The 16,177-nt window shown below is 42.0% G+C and carries 14 protein-coding genes; 5 read left to right on the top strand and 9 right to left on the bottom strand.

The annotated features are described in order from the left end of the window. Positions 1-682 precede the first annotated feature (682 nt). A complete protein-coding gene (locus ABD894_RS22950; RefSeq protein WP_345213427.1) occupies positions 683-1,663 on the top strand; it encodes an acyl-ACP desaturase in 981 nt (326 codons plus the stop codon). Here ABD894_RS22950 and ABD894_RS22945 read toward each other — a convergent pair. After that, positions 1,660-3,267 (bottom strand): mechanosensitive ion channel family protein, encoded by a 1,608-nt coding sequence (locus ABD894_RS22945; protein WP_345213426.1) that lies wholly within the window; start codon positions 3,265-3,267, stop codon positions 1,660-1,662. The genes ABD894_RS22950 and ABD894_RS22945 overlap by 4 nt on opposite strands. Before the next feature lie 62 nt (positions 3,268-3,329). Then, positions 3,330-3,644, bottom strand: coding sequence for a hypothetical protein (locus ABD894_RS22940; protein WP_345213425.1), 315 nt, complete (start codon positions 3,642-3,644; stop codon positions 3,330-3,332). A 91-nt stretch (positions 3,645-3,735) separates the two neighbouring features. Here ABD894_RS22940 and ABD894_RS22935 point away from each other — a divergent pair, with 91 nt between their 5' ends. Then, complete coding sequence (locus ABD894_RS22935; RefSeq protein WP_345213424.1) at positions 3,736-4,758, top strand: aldo/keto reductase; 1,023 nt, start codon at positions 3,736-3,738, stop codon at positions 4,756-4,758. Positions 4,759-5,059: 301 nt separating this feature from the next. Next, a complete protein-coding gene (locus ABD894_RS22930; protein ID WP_345213423.1) occupies positions 5,060-5,509 on the top strand; it encodes a 3-oxoacyl-ACP synthase in 450 nt (149 codons plus the stop codon). 75 nt (positions 5,510-5,584) lie between these two features. On the opposite strand, the gene ABD894_RS22925 is transcribed toward ABD894_RS22930, so the two are convergent. After that, a complete protein-coding gene (locus ABD894_RS22925; protein ID WP_345213422.1) occupies positions 5,585-6,214 on the bottom strand; it encodes a putative periplasmic lipoprotein in 630 nt (209 codons plus the stop codon). 411 nt (positions 6,215-6,625) lie between these two features. Between ABD894_RS22925 and ABD894_RS22920 the strand changes: the two genes are divergently transcribed. Continuing rightward, positions 6,626-8,632 (top strand): sialate O-acetylesterase, encoded by a 2,007-nt coding sequence (locus ABD894_RS22920; RefSeq protein WP_345213421.1) that lies wholly within the window; start codon positions 6,626-6,628, stop codon positions 8,630-8,632. Positions 8,633-9,015: 383 nt separating this feature from the next. Here ABD894_RS22920 and ABD894_RS22915 read toward each other — a convergent pair whose 3' ends face one another. Further along, the gene (locus ABD894_RS22915; RefSeq protein ID WP_345213420.1) at positions 9,016-9,840 is read right to left on the bottom strand and encodes an N-acetylmuramoyl-L-alanine amidase; all 825 of its coding nucleotides are present in this window, start codon (positions 9,838-9,840) and stop codon (positions 9,016-9,018) included. A gap of 35 nt (positions 9,841-9,875) precedes the next feature. On the opposite strand from ABD894_RS22915, the gene ABD894_RS22910 reads away from it, so the two are divergent. Then, on the top strand, positions 9,876-11,294 hold the full coding sequence (locus ABD894_RS22910; RefSeq protein WP_345213419.1) for an MvaI/BcnI family restriction endonuclease: 1,419 nt from the start codon (positions 9,876-9,878) through the stop codon (positions 11,292-11,294). Here the strand turns inward: ABD894_RS22910 and dcm are convergent. The 5 genes from dcm to gltX form a co-directional block, all read right to left on the bottom strand. Beyond that, positions 11,291-12,505 (bottom strand): DNA (cytosine-5-)-methyltransferase, encoded by a 1,215-nt coding sequence (dcm, locus tag ABD894_RS22905; RefSeq protein WP_345213418.1) that lies wholly within the window; start codon positions 12,503-12,505, stop codon positions 11,291-11,293. The two genes, ABD894_RS22910 and dcm, sit on opposite strands and share 4 nt — an antisense overlap. Next, on the bottom strand, positions 12,505-12,735 hold the full coding sequence (locus tag ABD894_RS22900) for a helix-turn-helix domain-containing protein (RefSeq protein ID WP_345213417.1): 231 nt from the start codon (positions 12,733-12,735) through the stop codon (positions 12,505-12,507). Before ABD894_RS22900 ends, dcm begins: the two co-directional genes overlap by 1 nt. Positions 12,736-12,797: 62 nt before the next feature. After that, a complete protein-coding gene (locus ABD894_RS22895) occupies positions 12,798-13,214 on the bottom strand; it encodes a very short patch repair endonuclease (RefSeq protein WP_345213416.1) in 417 nt (138 codons plus the stop codon). A gap of 40 nt (positions 13,215-13,254) precedes the next feature. Continuing rightward, on the bottom strand, positions 13,255-14,112 hold the full coding sequence (ypfJ, locus tag ABD894_RS22890) for a KPN_02809 family neutral zinc metallopeptidase (protein ID WP_345213415.1): 858 nt from the start codon (positions 14,110-14,112) through the stop codon (positions 13,255-13,257). A 270-nt stretch (positions 14,113-14,382) separates the two neighbouring features. Further along, entirely contained in the window at positions 14,383-15,903 is a 1,521-nt protein-coding gene (gene gltX / locus ABD894_RS22885) for a glutamate--tRNA ligase (RefSeq protein ID WP_345213414.1), read from the bottom strand. Between the last annotated feature and the right edge of the window lie 274 nt (positions 15,904-16,177).

Genomic DNA, 16,177 nt, shown 5'->3' with positions numbered 1-16,177 from the left:
AACAGAGAAGTCAAGCCCGCCAGAGCCGATGGTACTGCGGTAAAACGTGGGAGAGTAGGTCGGTGCCCAATCTTAAACATGCCCTCTATCCGAAAGATAGAGGGTTTTGTTGTTTTTAGGCGAGTGGGTTTGGAGTGGTCAGGCTCGGGGGGCCTGTGGCCGGTAGTAATGCGCATGATACCCTGCCTCGATACACAATCCTGAAAACTCAAACTTGGCAACTCGATCCTGAAACCTCAAACCTGGAACCTGAATCCTGGCAACTCAATCTCCCACTAAACCCGGGCGGAGCGGATACCGGCCCGGAGCTTAAGGCCTGTGCAGTATGAGCATAGAACGGGGCCACAGTTAAGAAGAACTATAGGCACTGATTTTTCAAATCAATTCTCGATCGGAAATAATTCCCGTATCTATTTAATAATATACTCACGGAATACCTTGCTCCCGGTACGCAACTAAAACTTAAAGCTGGCAACAAGAACCCCGACCCCGACATCTGAAACCTCGATCCTAAAATTTTCAGCATCATAATACATATACAAAAGGGGGACCTGATCTATAACATATTATTTAGAACTTCCATCTTAAAGTCCTCTCCTATACAACTCACAACTTTCAACATACAACTAATCTATAAGTGGTATTTAATCATTAACTTTGTACCCATCTAATATTTGGTTTTATGATGTTTTTTGAAGAAAAAAGGCGTGAAGTAATGGTGCATATTGAAAAATACATGCTCGAAAAGATGCATGAATTTTTGAAGCCTATTGACACCATCTGGCAGCCGTCGGATTTTTTGCCCGATTCTTCGAGGGATACCTTTTTTAACGAAATAAAAGAGTTACAGGAAAGCGCGGGTGGTTTATCTTATGATTTAATTGCCGTGCTTATTGGCGATACCATCACCGAAGAGGCTTTGCCTACTTATGAATCATGGCTTACCATGGTTGATGGGGTTTCTAAAGATGAAGAAGGTGGCTGGATGAAATGGACACGCTACTGGACAGCCGAAGAGAACCGTCACGGTGATCTGCTGAACAAATACCTGTACCTATCGGGCCGTGTTAACATGCGCATGATGGAAATATCAACCCAATACTTAATTGCTGATGGTTTTGATATTGGCACCGGTACTGATCCTTATCGTAACTTTATTTACACTTCTTTCCAGGAGTTGGCAACGAATGTATCTCACCGCAGGGTAGCTTCACAGGCTAAAAAGCATGGAGATACGCTGCTATCTAAAATGTGTGGTGTTATCGCATCTGACGAAGCAAGACATGCTAAAGCTTACAAATACTTTATCGAAAAGATATTTGAGGTAGACGCGAGCGAGGCCATGATCGCATTTGAGGATATGATGCGTAAAAAGATTGTAATGCCTGCCCACTTCTTACGTGAGGTAGGTTTAAAAATAGGCCAAACCTTTGGCCACTTTACTGATGCAGCACAGCGCCTGGGTATTTATACCGCGGTTGACTATGTTGACATTTTGAAAGAACTACTGGAAGATTGGCATATCGAAAGCATTACCGGCTTAAACGAGCAGGCAGAAAAATCGCGTGATTACCTGGTGAAATTACCTGATCGTTTAATGCGCGTGGCCGATCGTATGAAGAACCCAATGCTGGAGTATAAATTCAGCTGGATCAACGGTTAGTCCTTTTCTATATTAAAGCCCGGTTTTTTGTAATCCGTTGGTTTGTAACCGTCAGGTATTTGAATGGTGTTGCCATCGCGCAGTGCACTGTAATGCGGTGACATGATCTCTACCCCGGCTTCATTAAATTTATCCTGTATATTTTGATGTATACGCGAATACAGTACAGCCATTTGCTGTGGCTTATCTGTGTAGGCATTTAATTGGTAAGCTACATTAAAATCGTTAAGGCCGGTCTGTAATACAAATGGTGTAGGTTCGCTTAATACCCCTTCGCTGCTTATGGCCGCGCTGATCAACAGGTCATGCACTTGTTGCCACGGCACATCATACCCAATGGTAACACTGGTGTTCAATATCAATCCTAACGATTTTGATGATGTGGTGTAATTAACCGTTGCGCCCGCCAAAATAGTGGCATTAGGCACGGTTACATCCTCGTTTTTAATAGTACGTACCCGTGTGATCAGTAGGTTTTTCTCTATCACATCTCCGGTTACATCGCCCACTTTTACCCTATCCCCTACTTTATAAGGGCGCATGTAGGTAAGTACAATGCCCGATACCATATTAGATATGGCCGATGACGAACCGAAGGAGAACAAAATCCCCAGGAATACAGTTACACCCTGAAATACCTTTGAGTCTGAACCCGGTAAGTAAGGGAATATCACCACGAACATAAAGGCATATAGTAGTACCCGCACAATATTGTAGGTAGGGATAGCCCATTCCGGGTAAAAGTTTTTGATTACGAAAGACCCGTTAGATATTTCGACCGCTATAAATTTTACCAGCTTAATAATGTAACGGGTGAATAAATAAATGACCAGTACCGTAAGCAGGTTAGGGATGTAATGCAGCAGGGCAAATAATATACGCTTAAGCGGATCTACAACATAAGATAGTAGCTGCGTGGCAATGGGTTTAGTCCACGGGAATATGAGGAAGGCCACGGGCAGCGCCAAGTAAATCATTAGCACTATAATAGCAAGCCGTAAAATATTCAACAGGTTAATAAATACAGGGAGCAGCCTGTGCGCGTAATTTACAGGTGCGCCTTTTTCGGCCAGTTTGGCCAGCCGTTTATCCCAGGAGTGGAATATCCGGTATTTTATCCACCTGAAAGTACGGTTAACTCCCCATATCAGTATCAGCAATAATATAATTACAGCTACGGCTTCAAGTACGTCGGTTAACAGTTGCTTAACGCTATTGTTAGCTATTGAGTTGCCCAGTGTTTTTTTAATAATGCTTACAAAATTTGTTGCAAGTTGCTGGCGGTTGAGTTCGCTAAGGGCTGCATCGTTGTTATTGACCGCCATTATCAGTTCGCCCTTGTAGCTAATAACGCATAGCGCGGTATCGTTTTTTATAGTGATAGAATCGGCGTTAAAGTCCAGGCGACTGGTGAGGTCTGTAAGTCGTTTGCTGATCACCTGCGTGCGCTCCTTCACCGTGAACAATCCTTGCCCGGCATATAGCGTAAATAAGGTATCATTACCCAGTAAAACAGGTTCGCCAACAGGTTTGGTTGCCGGTTGAGCGAATGCTTGTAAAATGCCAAGCAGTAAAATGATAACAAGGCAGGTGCGCTTCAGCATAAGTTTTTATGATAAAGCTAATAAAAATAAAGGCAAATGTGAGCGATGGTTCTGCTGATGTATTATAATTGCGGTGCCGTAGTGCCTAAATATTCGGTAAACAAAATATCCAGTATCGACTCCAGCGTGAGTACGTTCACGTCATCTACATAATGTTCTGATTTGGTAACCGACAGGTTGTTGCCATCGGCACTTAATCTGAATAGAAAATCGTCGTACACCTCAGGTTGGTTTATTTCTATTTCATCCCCTGCTTTTACAATATTGAAAGTAATATTACTTTGCCTGTGTTGTTGAAACAGTGGATTTACCTTTTTTTGTAAATAATTAAGCAGGTCGTCAACTATTATATTCTTGTTGCTGTTAATGGTTTTCATGGTAGTATATTAGCTTACAGATACGGATTGGCTGTTTAATTACAAACTAAACTCCTGCCGTAAATGTTTTTAACAGAAAATATAGTTTAATATGAAATACAAATTGCTTGGCCGCTCGGGCCTTAAAGTTTCTGAATTATGTTTGGGTTCAATGGGCTTTGGTACCGAGGCCGGTTGGGGAGCTGATAAAGATACCAGCTTTGCCATTATGGATGCTTTTGCCAATGCCGGCGGAAACTTTATTGACACGGCCAATATTTATAAACTGGGCACCAGCGAAAAGATAATTGGTGAATATGTAAGCAACCACGATCGTGATCATTTCGTGCTGGCTACAAAGTATACCCTGCTGGATAACCGTACCAATGTAAATGCATCGGGCAATAACCGTAAAAATATGATGCGCAGTGTGGAGGATAGTTTGAAGCGCTTAAAAACAGATTTCCTCGATGTGCTGTACTTACACATTTGGGATAACATTACTCCCATTGATGAAGTATTGCGCGGCCTGGACGACCTGATACGCCAGGGAAAGGTGAATTATGCCGCTATAAGCGATACGCCGGCCTGGGTGGTAGCAAAAGGCAATACACTGGCCGAACTAATGGGCTGGAGCCAGTTTATAGCATTGCAGGTAGAATATAGCATGATTGCCCGTACAGCCGAACGCGAACTGATCCCGATGGCCAAACACTTTGGGATGACCGTTACACCTTGGGCACCCTTAGCGGGCGGCGCGCTTACTGGTAAATACCTCCGCGGAGATCAAGGCCGTATTAAACCCGAAAGTAATCGCCTTAATGATAACAGTGTTAAAATAACTAAGGCCGTGGTTGAAGTGGCCGATGAAATGGGCGTATCGCCAAGTCACGTGGCATTGCAATGGACGCGCCAACAAGGCTTTTCGTCCATCCCGGTAGTAGGTGCAACTAAGGTGAGCCAGTTGGAGGATAATTTAAAGTCGGTAGAGATAACATTGAGTGATGAACATTTGCAGAAACTGAACGCGGTAAGCGCTATTTCGCTTGGTTTCCCCGGCGACTTCTTCAATGAGGACGCGGTAAAAACAAATTCTTTCGGTGGCTTTTACGATAAGGTGGAGAAACGGATATAATTTATACTTTTTTTGAGCTGTTAAACTGACATGTATTTACAAGGTATTTCGAATTTTAGCTTAAAAAACAACCAAAAAGTTAAAATTATTTCAGTAAAAGAGAATTTAAAAAAATTAAAATACTGTATTGCAATGAATTGAATTGTTTTCAGTACGTTCGCATATTATTTCGCAGTTCTTTGCGTTATAATGCTATGTAAGTTTAATTTCTTACATATGTGATAAGGTTTAGGTTGAAAGCCCCCAGCAGCGAGTGCAAGGGGGCTTTTATTTTTTGTATTATTGGCATTTGATATTTTTAATGAACCTGAAACAAGAATTATATAACCAATGCCTTGATTATGTTAAGGGCAGAATGGCCGCCGCCCAGGATGCCATTGATGCCGCGCAGCAAGCAGCAAAAGACGATACCAAAAGCAGCGCAGGAGATAAGTACGAAACCGGGCGCGAAATGATGCAGCAGGAAACCGACCGCAATATGGCTCAACTGGCCGAAGCTAATAAGCTTAAAATCGCTTTAACCCATATCAGTACCACCGCTAACTCAACAATTGCCGAAGCAGGCAGTGTGATCATCACCAACAATGGAAATTTTTACCTGGCGATAAGTGCCGGCGTATTGATACTGGGAGAGGCTAAATATTTTGCCGTTTCACCGGCTTCGCCTATTGGTATGATGCTGAGGGGTAAACAAGCCGGGCAACAGGTAAGCCTGAACGGAAAGAATTATACTATACAAGAGGTATTATAATTACCGGAAGTATAAACAAAAAATAAGCGCGCCCTTTTTTTGAAAGGCGCGCTTATTTTATTTAGAGGCTTATGCTTATTTCACGTAAACCACTTTTGTAGTACTGATTGAGTTTTTGGTAGAATCGGGCATGTAGCTGGTTGAAAACTTCATGTCTTCACGCGTGCCGATTAATGCGTTGAGCTTTGCGTTCGCTGCTTCTGTTGTTTCGTAATTTTTGAAGAATTTCAATTCCCTTTCAAATTTAACGTTAACTACGGCAACACCTGCAATGGTAGTATCGCTTACCGTTTTATCAATTTGGTTTAAATTGAAAGGTTTGTAGTTTTGACTAACATCGCCCCATTGCAGTTTGGTAGTAAAGTCGAAATCGGCAAAGGCGGTATTTGAGTAATCTTCGTTAAAGTAGATATACCACGATGTATTGTACCTGTCTTTATCAATTAATAAATGGATCTTCTCGTCAAACGCCAGCGTAAGTTTGCTGCCGGTTACACTTGCTTTTATTTGTTGCTCTTGTACTTTATAATTTAAGGGCGTAATTTTTAATGATGCTAACAGAGCGGCCTCCTCTTCAGGTGTAACAACCGGGTCTGTATTGTTCGGTGTTTCTGTACCTACTCCCTTCGCAGGCACAACATCGCTCAGTTTTTTGCAACTTGCAAAAACTGCTATCAGTAATGCGCTAAGTATTAATTTTCTCATGCGCGATATACTTCAACTATATATCCAAAAAATTAAAAAAATCTGAAAGTAATTTGAAACCTTATTTTTAACACTGCGTATAAAGTTGATTGGTTTTAGTAAATTAAATCGTGGGTTATTGATAATTAACCTATGTGAAATGATGCGCCTTGCCTCAATAAATTAAAAGGAAAATATATCGTTTAACAAAATCGACATAAACTCCCTGTGTTGTAAAATATTTTCTTTACAGTAAAATTCCCATTCCTGAAATTCTGTAAACAGGGTAAAAAAATCTACAAAATGCCACATGTGGGGAATTGATCTCCCGCTTTTTTGCGCAAAATTTCACAGTATAAAAATTTGTGGCAGACTGAAAAATTAGATTTTAAAAAGTATTTTTATGCCCAATCAAACCAATTTTATTAAACAATGGGAATAAAAAATCTGCTTATTAAATCGGTTAAGCAAGTGCTGCTATCGGCATTGTTGTTTACCGGCATCAAACCCGCGGAGGCCAAGGTAGCCTTGCCTGCCTGCCTCACCGACGATATGGTACTTCAGCAAAAAGCACAGGTAAACCTTTGGGGAAAAGCCACCGCAGGCAAGCCCTTAACCATCACTACATCGTGGAATAATAAAAAATACACCGCTACCGCTGATGCAAAAGGCGACTGGAAAATAAAGGTAGCTACGCCTTCATTCGGCGGCCCTTACACCATCAGTTTTAACGATGGCGAAGCGCTTACACTAAAAAACATCCTGATAGGCGAAGTTTGGGTATGCTCGGGGCAATCGAACATGGAAATGTGGGTGAGCGGTATGTATGGCGATGTGTTGAACGCTCAGCAGGAAATAGCCGCCGCCAATTATCCTGAAATACGCATGATCAAGGTAGATAATACTATCAGCATGCAACCTTTAACCGAACTGAAAACCAAATGGAGCTGGCGGGCTTGTTCGCCGCAAACAGTAGCCCAATTTTCGGCAGTGGCTTATTTTTTCGCTAAAAACTTGTACGAGGATAAGCATGTGCCCATCGGTATTATCAACACTACCTGGGGCGGCACCGTTGCCGAAGCGTGGACGAGCGGCGAAGCCCTGAAAACCATGCCTGCCTATGCACCTGCTGTAAAGTATTTTGAAAGCGGCATAACGCAAGAAAAACTAAATAAAGAATACGATAGCAAGCTTGCTGCATGGACAAGCGAGATCAACGCCAAAGACCAGATCGATGCACAGGGAAGCGCGCCGTGGGCTAAATCAACGTTTGATGTATCAGCATGGAAAAAGATGCCTGCGCCGGGCTTATGGGAAAAAGGCAGTCTGCCAAATTTTGACGGTATAGTAAAGTTTGTAAAAAAAGTAACCATACCTGCCGCATGGGCCGGGAAGGATGTGGTGTTAAGCTTAGGCAGTATTGATGATAACGACATCACTTGGTTTAACGGTACCCAAATTGGCCATACCGATGGTGTATTTGTACAACGGAAATATACCATTCCGGGTAATTTAGTGAAAGCAGGTGAAAACACTATTGCCATACGGGTTTTTGATACCGGTGGCGATGGCGGCTTTAATGGCGGCCCTATAACTATATCATTAGCCTCCAATGCCGACGAAAAAGTAGACCTTGCCGGCGAATGGAGTTACCTGGTAGGTAGCAAACTAAGCGAACTACCCGCAGCACCTCAACGCCCGGATGGACCAAACAGACCTACCTTGTTGTATAACGCCATGGTAAACCCGATTATCAACTACACTATAAAAGGCGTAATATGGTACCAGGGTGAAAGCAATGCTAACAAGGCCGATCAGTATAGTACCTTGTTCCCGCTGATGATCAGCGATTGGCGCAAACAATGGGGACAAGGCAATTTCCCGTTCTACTTTGTGCAGTTGGCTAACTTTATGGCGCAGGATGCCCAGCCGGTAGAATCTGAATGGGCCGAACTGCGTGAAGCACAGTTAAAAACCTTATCAGTACCCAATACCGGCATGGCATCGGCTATTGATATTGGTGATGCCTACAACATTCACCCTACTAACAAACAGGAAGTAGGCCGTCGCCTGGCGCTGATAGCTAAAGCCAAAAACTATGGCGAAAAGGTTGCCTATTCAGGGCCGATATACAAAGCCCAAACGGTAAAAGGTAACACTATCGAACTTACGTTTACTTATGCCGATGGCGGACTGAAAGTAAAGGGCGATAAACTAAGTGGCTTTGCCATAGCCGGTGCCGATAAAAAATTCTATTGGGCTGATGCCAAATTAGAGGGCAACAAAGTGATAGTAAGCAGCGCACAGGTAAGCAACCCTGCAGCAGTGCGATACGGATGGGGCAATAACCCAACCTGTACGCTCTATAACGTCGCCGACCTCCCCGCCACACCATTCCGCACCGACACATGGCCGGGTATAACCGTAGGGAAGGAATAAGGATTGAATCCCGCTAATATAAAAGCCCGCCTTTGCTTTTCGCAAAGGCGGACTTTTTATATACGGATAATTATTGCAGCCGAGTCTGACAACCCCATCAATAACCAAAAATGCGGCATCGTAAGGAACGGGTAGCACAAGCCCTGCCTAAGTAGAACCTTTAATAGTTCCTTGCGCAGCCGCGACTTTTTTCTTTGGTGACTTTCTTTTTTGAGAGAAAAAAGAAAGTTACATCCACTAACGAGAATATAGCAGAAGCATTCCTAACAGAGCACAGATCGACCATAGGCTGCACTACGTTTCGATATGACCGTAGGATAAAAAATGCGGTTTCCAGACTTACGAAGTTTTCAAAACTTCGTAAGTCTTCTGCAAACTTTCAATTAATACTTCTGATAAACATTATACAACACATTCAAATCCAGCTGCGTTAACTGCGGACTGCTATCTGTTTGAACGAAATGTTGTTTAAAGGCCGAAATAGCCGCATTAAGATTAGTAATATCATACCCGATAAGGCGCAGCGCCGTGGCCGAATCAAAACCATCGGGAGCGAGTTCAAGCACATCTTCACTGTAATAGCCGAAGCCTTTTTGCGCCAGCAGCTTCCACGGGAAGTACTTGCCCGGGTCAACTTTACGCCCCGGCGCAATATCCTGGTGACCAATAAAGTTGGCCGTGGGGATATTGTATGTTTTTTTCAGCTGTGCCAATAACAGCAACAGGCTGTTGATCTGCGCATCGGTAAACGGCGATTTACCATTATTATCAATCTCAATACCTATCGACGAGCTGTTGATATCCGTAACGTTGCCCCATTTGGCTACGCCGCCATGCCAGGCACGCAGATAATCGTTCACCATGTGGTATACCTTGCCATCTTTACCCACCACATAATGCGCGCTCACCTGTGTTTTTACTATGGTAAAGGTTTTAAGCGTTTGCGCCGCCGAATCCTGAGCCGTATAATGCAGCACCACATAATTGGGCTTGCGCAAATTAAAATTAACCGTACCCACCCATACCGACGGTATAACACGCCCTAAACTATCCGTAAGTACCGAAGGCTTGGTTTCCTGCAAGGTTTCGGCAAAGGTTTTCGCCTGATCCTCGTACACCTTATTGGTAATAGCATACGGCCCCTTCTTAGGCGAACAAGCCGCAATAAAAACAATAGAAAGAATATATAGATAGTGGTGGTGTTTCATGTTAAAATGCCAGGTTAGTATTTTCAACCAATTGGATGAAAGATGCTAAGTTAAGCAATGTATTTGCGTACCAAAATATAACGCATAAAGACGTGTTTTTATCTCAAAAGAAATACTTAAGTTTATTTTTAAATACAATTATGAATTTAGAAAGCCTTAAACAATTGTTTCTATATCACGGGTGTGATAAAATATATGTCAAAATTTTATCTGCAAATGATAACTCGAAGAACCAGGTTTATTTAAGCGGAAGTTACGATGTGCTGAATATTTTTCCAATATCAGAGATTGTAGCTGACTCTTCGGGGGATTGGAAAAAAGAGAGATTTAAAGCAAGTGTGAAGTTCTCGTGGATTACAGATGAGGGAAAAATCACAGATGCTCCTAATTCACAATTTATACTATACCCCAAATATCCAGAAGTTCGATTTTCTGGTTTTTTACAAAAAAGTCATAATGCCCCCTCTGAATTGATGTCAAAAAGATTACCAGGCAGGTTACTATTTATGTCTGTATCAAATTCGGGAAAAATATTAGGTTATGTAAGTTCTCCGGAATCCGAAGTTACTCAATCATTCAACTCACTAAAACATTTAGAAGTCGCAGGCGTGTTTAAAGTTCTTGAACTTGAGCTTAAAATAAATTATAGAGAATTATTATTAAAAGAGTTATTCAGGATTCATTCACTTGGATGGATTACATCTAAAAGACTTCATAAGTCAGGGAACATCTTACCTTGCGTTTCATCAAATTGTGGAGGATATACTTTGGAAGCAGAATTGGGTATTTCTGCAAATGGTTATTCAGAACCGGATTATTTGGGGTACGAAATCAAACAGTTTAAGGCAAATAGTTTTGATCGAATAGCAAATGAAGTTATTACACTTATGACTCCGGAGCCTACAGGAGGAATATATGTTGATAAAGGTGTTGGCAATTTTATTAAGTCATATGGGTATGAGGATAAAAGTGGGAAAGAGGATCGGTTGAATATTGGCGGCATACATAAATCTGGCGTGAGACAACCATTAACTGGATTAACATTACAATTAATAGGATTTGACACTGAGACTTTTAAAATAAGAAATGCGTCAGGTTCAATTTCATTAATAGATGGAAATGGAAATGAAGCATCAAGCTGGAGTTTTACATCTCTTATTAAGCATTGGAATAAGAAACATAATCAAGCTTGTTATGTTCCATCAAAATCAGTTAAAGTCCCATTACAAAAATATCTTTACGGAAATAAAGTATTATTAGGTAATGGGACTGATTTTCAGCTTTTCCTTAAACAAATGTTGTTGGGAAATATTTATTATGATCCAGGTATTAAGATGGAATTTGTTTCATCTTCTAAACCAGTCATTAAGAGACGTAGTCAATTTCGTATAAAATCCGGGAATTTGACTAATCTCTATAAACAAAGCGAGATTGTTGATCTTTTAAAAATTTAATACTTAAAGGTTGTTAAGATGTTAGTAATCTCTTTTCCAACAGCTTGAATAAGAGGTGTTACAACAGAATTTCCAAATTGTTTGTAAGCTTGGTTATCTGAAACAGGAATCTTAAAACTTTTATTCCCAGCGTTTACAGGGTATCCTTGTAACGCAGCACATTCGTCAGGGGTTAATCTCCTTGGATTAGAATTACTCTGAGGTATTAAAATTTCAGAACCATCCTTATAGTATCTTGCACTAATAGTGCGAGATATACCATCCATATTTACAAGACCAAATCCAAACCCATTTCCTTTAAGCTTATGTTTTTTGGAATATTCTTGTAGGAAGTTCCATAACTTATCAGATAAAGTATATTTCGCGTCAACTTCTTTATGTAAAATGGTTTTGATCTGTTTGTCTGCTTCTGGCAATTTAACCAAGTCGAAGTCGAATCTTATGTCATCTCCAAAAACAGCTTTATCAAAACCGACCATTATTGTTCTATCACGATGTTGTGGAACAAAGTGCTTTCCATTGAGAACTCTGTGATCAAATGAATAACCTAATTCTAATAGCGTTTCTTTAATCACTTTAAAGGTGTTTCCTTTATCATGCGAAACGAGATTTTTAACATTTTCGAGAAAGAAAGCTTTAGGGCGATGTTTTTGAATTATCTCGGCTACATGAAAAAAAAGACTTCCCTGTTTTTCATCCTCAAACCCATGTTTTCTACCCAGACTATTTTTCTTAGATACACCCGCTATAGAGAAAGGCTGGCATGGAAATCCACCACATAATATATCAAATTTTTGAGGGATAAATGATTTAACCTCTTCCTTTGTAATATCGCCAAATGGGGTTTCGCCAAAGTTTGCAAAATAGGTTTTTTGCGCAAACTTATCATATTCAGAACTATATGTACATAGCCCTCCTAAATTTTGCAAAGCGAGACGAAAACCGCCTATTCCGGCAAATAGATCAATGAAAGTGAATTTTTCCTTTCCTTTTTTGGGGCCAGGAAATGGAATATCCGTTGCATCAAAAAGATTTTGTTGAACAGCTTGATATAATACTTCAGGTTCAGTAAAGTCTTTGCTGAGTTCGGTAATCTCGTATGCTTTCTCTTTGTAAACAGGGTTTTTGGTTACAACATAGTGGGTAAGAACAGCTGAATCAAGTTCGTTAGGGAGTATACTTGATGCTGCTTGTGAAGTTTTAACAGCCATTAATTTACCCCCCCGTTAAAAACTTCGCTGTCAAAAAAATCTCTTACTGTAGCGTCAAGTGCACAGATTATTTTTTCAAGATTAATTACGGAAACATTTCTTTTACCGTTCTCTACTTCGTTTACATATGTCTTATCTATCTCGGCCTTAAAGGCTAAGGCCTCTTGGGTGAGTTTTAAATTTGTTCGGTATTCCTTTATGCGCAGACCGATTTTCTTCCGAATATCCATCCTGCAAGCTATCTTCTATTCGACTATAAGTCAATCGGATATAAGTGAACTTTTCGGAATTATTATTGATGCATGATTGTGAGTAATTGGGTTAAAGTGGTTTCGAGCGAAGACTTTTTTAATTCACATTCCCATATCTTAATGATTTTCCAGCCCAATTTTTCTAAGAGTGTTTCGGCTTTAGTATCATTATTGGTGTTACCCTGAATTTTATTCAACCACCATTCTGTTCTTGTCTTTGGTACAACATAATATCTACATCCCTCATGCCCATGCCAAAAACAGCCGTGTATAAAAATTACAGTTTTATATTTAGGCAATACGATATCTGGTTTGCCGGGCATGTCTTTTACATGCAGCCTGTATCGAAAGCCGTTTTTGTGCAGGAATTTGCGTACTAATAATTCAGGCTTAGTATCCTTACTTTTAATGCGCGACATATTGTAGCTACGCGTTTCCTTTGAATGCACATCAGCCATATAAGTGTTAACGAAGGTGGTTACTCTTTATTTTTACTCCTTATTCCACCGCTCCCGCTGCAAAAGTATTCCCCTGCTTTACATCGCCTGTTTCGTAGCCTTTTTTGAACCAGTATTGGCGTTGGGCGCTGGTGCCGTGGGTAAAGGAGTCGGGTTCTACGCGGCCGGTGCTTTGCTTTTGCAGGCGGTCGTCGCCAATTTGGTTGGCGGCGTTCAGGGCTTCTTCAATATCGCCGGGTTCAAGTACGCCTTTGGTACTTTGTTCGTAGTGGGCAAATACACCGGCGTAAAAGTCGGCCTGTAATTCGAGTTTAACGGATAATTTATTGTATTCGGTTTCGCTGAGGCGTGCACGTGCCTGTTCCATTTTTTGGCTTACGCCCAGTAGTTGCTGTATATGATGGCCAACCTCGTGTGCTATAACGTAAGCGCGGGCAAAATCGCCGCCGGCGCCAAAGCGGTCTTGCAATTCATCAAAAAAAGAAAGATCGAGGTATACCTTACGGTCGCCGGGGCAATAGAACGGCCCGGTGGCCGATTCTGCAAAGCCACAGCCTGAAGTTTCAACCGCCCCGCTAAAAAAGTGCAGGGTAGGCTGTTCGTAAGTTTGCCCCATTTCCTGGAAGATCTGTCCCCATATATCTTCGGTATCGGCCAGTACTACCTTGGCGAATTTCTTTTGCGGGGTATCTTCACTACTGCCGGGCTGGGTATTGATCTGCTCGGTTTGGTTGCCAATGCCGGTTTGATTGATGATATGGCTTGGATCGATACCTGTAAAAAAGTATATCGCCGCGGCAATAATGCCGACCAATCCGCCGCCAAGGGCCAATCCGCGACTACCGCCGCTGCTGCCTTCTTCAGTATTGCTGCTTTCGCGCCTGCCAAGCCATTTCATAGTGTTGTGATTTATTGGGGTTAACAGTATAAATTTATTAAATGTTTTGGGGAGATGTGCTATGAGGGATTTTAAAGTAATCCACCCGGCCTAAGCTTCGCTGGGCAACCCCATTCTTTCGCAAGCGAAAAAGAAGGCAAAAGAACGGATTGTAAAAATAAAAGGCCCTGTTGGAATAGCAAGCGAAGCGATGTAGGAGAGAGGTCCTGTCAAAACAAAAAACGGCCGGACAGAAGATCTGTCCGGCCGTTAAATATGTTATGAGTCTTTTTAAGCGGTAAACGCTTCCAAAGCCTTTTCAATTCTTGCCAATGTTTCATCCTTGCCCAACAGCGCGGCAATATCAAACACATGCGGACCAAATTTGCCGCCCACCAGCATAATGCGGAAAGGCAGCATTACATCGCCAATTTTAAAGCCCTTTTCTTCGGTAAGCACTTTAAAGGTGGTTTCTAAATCGACAGCTTCCCAAGTTGCTGAACCAGCATATTTATCTGCCAGTGCTTTAAAGAATTCGGTTTTACCGTCGGTCCATTTTGGTTTTACCGCGTTAAGATCATACTCTTTAGGTTGCTCAAAAAAGTAAGCACCCTGGGCATAAAAGTCGGTTAATAACACGGCACGGTCTTTCACCAATTTAATTACCGATAGCAGGTAATCGTCGTTAGTAACAGCAATGCCTTTATCTTCAAACACCTGCTTTACTTTATCTTTCAGGCTTTCAATTCCTTCACGTTTTATCCACTCGGCGTTGAACCACTTGGCTTTTTCAAAATCGAATTTCGCCCCGGCCTTGCTTACACGCTCAATCGAAAACTTCGCGATCAGCTCATCCAACGTAAAAATCTCCTGATCGGTACCATCATTCCAGCCTAAGGTGGCCAGCAGGTTCAGGAAAGCCTCAGGCAAAAAGCCCAACTCGCGGAAACCCGGTGTAAGTTCGCCGGTTTTATTATCCAGCCAGTTCATGGCGTATACCGGGAAACCCAGGCGTGCGCCATCGCGTTTGCTCAGTTTGCCGTGCCCATCAGGTTTTAATATTAAAGGCAGATGCGCCCATTTAGGCATTTCGTCCTTCCAACCCAAATACTCCCACAGCAGCAAATGCACCGGTGCCGATGGCAACCACTCTTCGCCACGAAAAGCATGGGTTATCTTCATCAAATAATCATCAACTACTACGGCCAAATGGTAAGTAGGCATGCCGTCGGCCTTAAGTAATACTTTATCGTCGACCTGGTTAGTCTCAAAGCTTACATAGCCACGCACCATATCATTAAAGTTAATGGTATCGTCCTCGGGCATTTTTATGCGGATCACATGCGGCGTGCCGTCATGCAATAATTGTTCTACCTCGTGTAACGGCAGATTCAGTGAGTTGCGCATGTCATAACGGTGGCCGTGTCCATACTGAAAGTTGGGCACATCCTTACGTTTCTGATCCAGCTCTTCAGTAGTGTCAAAAGCGTAATAGGCATGGCCTTGCGCTACCAGTTTTTCGGCATACTCGCGGTAAAGCGGCTTGCGCTCGCTTTGTCGGTATGGGGAATAAGGGCCGCCAACAACCGGACTTTCATCGGGTGTTAAACCGCACCATGCCAAACAATCCAATATATATTGCTCGGCACCTTCTACGTAGCGGGTTTGGTCGGTATCTTCAATACGTAGTATAAATTCGCCATTATGTTTTTTAGCGAAAAGATAATTGAACAATACGGTACGTACACCTCCCAAATGCAAGCCACCCGTTGGACTGGGTGCAAATCTTACTCTAACTTTTTTGTCTGCCATTGTGCCGCAAAGATAGTTTTTAGTAAGTAAGTTAAAAAACACATCCCGGGGAGATGTAAAAGATGATACAGATATGAGGTGAAAGCTGAAAGGTAAAAAACTGGCTATAGAAAACTTCGGGGTCCTCTGCGGTTAAAAAGAAGCTGGACAGTTTTTAACCACAAAGTACACAGAGGGGAAAACACGGAGTTACACAGAGATTTACTTTGAGGTTTGTTTTACCGCAGAGTTAGCTGAGTTTTTGCGCAGAGCTTTTTGAGTTTCTTCCCAATCA

This window comes from Mucilaginibacter gynuensis (genome assembly GCF_039541195.1).
Classification (GTDB): domain Bacteria; phylum Bacteroidota; class Bacteroidia; order Sphingobacteriales; family Sphingobacteriaceae; genus Mucilaginibacter; species Mucilaginibacter gynuensis.
This window is presented reverse-complemented; position numbering and strand designations above follow the sequence as displayed.

What these genes read in the sequence shown, in the direction of transcription:
- dcm (WP_345213418.1), bottom strand. Translation starts at nt 12,505, where the DNA reads ATGGCTGTTAAAACTTCACAAGCAGCATCAAGTATACTCCCTAACGAA.
- ABD894_RS22920 (WP_345213421.1), top strand. Translation starts at nt 6,626, where the DNA reads ATGGGAATAAAAAATCTGCTTATTAAATCGGTTAAGCAAGTGCTGCTA.
- ABD894_RS22910 (WP_345213419.1), top strand. Translation starts at nt 9,876, where the DNA reads ATGAAAGATGCTAAGTTAAGCAATGTATTTGCGTACCAAAATATAACG.
- ABD894_RS22895 (WP_345213416.1), bottom strand. Translation starts at nt 13,214, where the DNA reads ATGGCTGATGTGCATTCAAAGGAAACGCGTAGCTACAATATGTCGCGC.
- ABD894_RS22925 (WP_345213422.1), bottom strand. Translation starts at nt 6,214, where the DNA reads ATGAGAAAATTAATACTTAGCGCATTACTGATAGCAGTTTTTGCAAGT.
- ABD894_RS22945 (WP_345213426.1), bottom strand. Translation starts at nt 3,267, where the DNA reads ATGCTGAAGCGCACCTGCCTTGTTATCATTTTACTGCTTGGCATTTTA.
- ABD894_RS22935 (WP_345213424.1), top strand. Translation starts at nt 3,736, where the DNA reads ATGAAATACAAATTGCTTGGCCGCTCGGGCCTTAAAGTTTCTGAATTA.
- ABD894_RS22900 (WP_345213417.1), bottom strand. Translation starts at nt 12,735, where the DNA reads ATGGATATTCGGAAGAAAATCGGTCTGCGCATAAAGGAATACCGAACA.
- gltX (WP_345213414.1), bottom strand. Translation starts at nt 15,903, where the DNA reads ATGGCAGACAAAAAAGTTAGAGTAAGATTTGCACCCAGTCCAACGGGT.
- ABD894_RS22940 (WP_345213425.1), bottom strand. Translation starts at nt 3,644, where the DNA reads ATGAAAACCATTAACAGCAACAAGAATATAATAGTTGACGACCTGCTT.
- ypfJ (WP_345213415.1), bottom strand. Translation starts at nt 14,112, where the DNA reads ATGAAATGGCTTGGCAGGCGCGAAAGCAGCAATACTGAAGAAGGCAGC.
- ABD894_RS22915 (WP_345213420.1), bottom strand. Translation starts at nt 9,840, where the DNA reads ATGAAACACCACCACTATCTATATATTCTTTCTATTGTTTTTATTGCG.
- ABD894_RS22950 (WP_345213427.1), top strand. Translation starts at nt 683, where the DNA reads ATGATGTTTTTTGAAGAAAAAAGGCGTGAAGTAATGGTGCATATTGAA.
- ABD894_RS22930 (WP_345213423.1), top strand. Translation starts at nt 5,060, where the DNA reads ATGAACCTGAAACAAGAATTATATAACCAATGCCTTGATTATGTTAAG.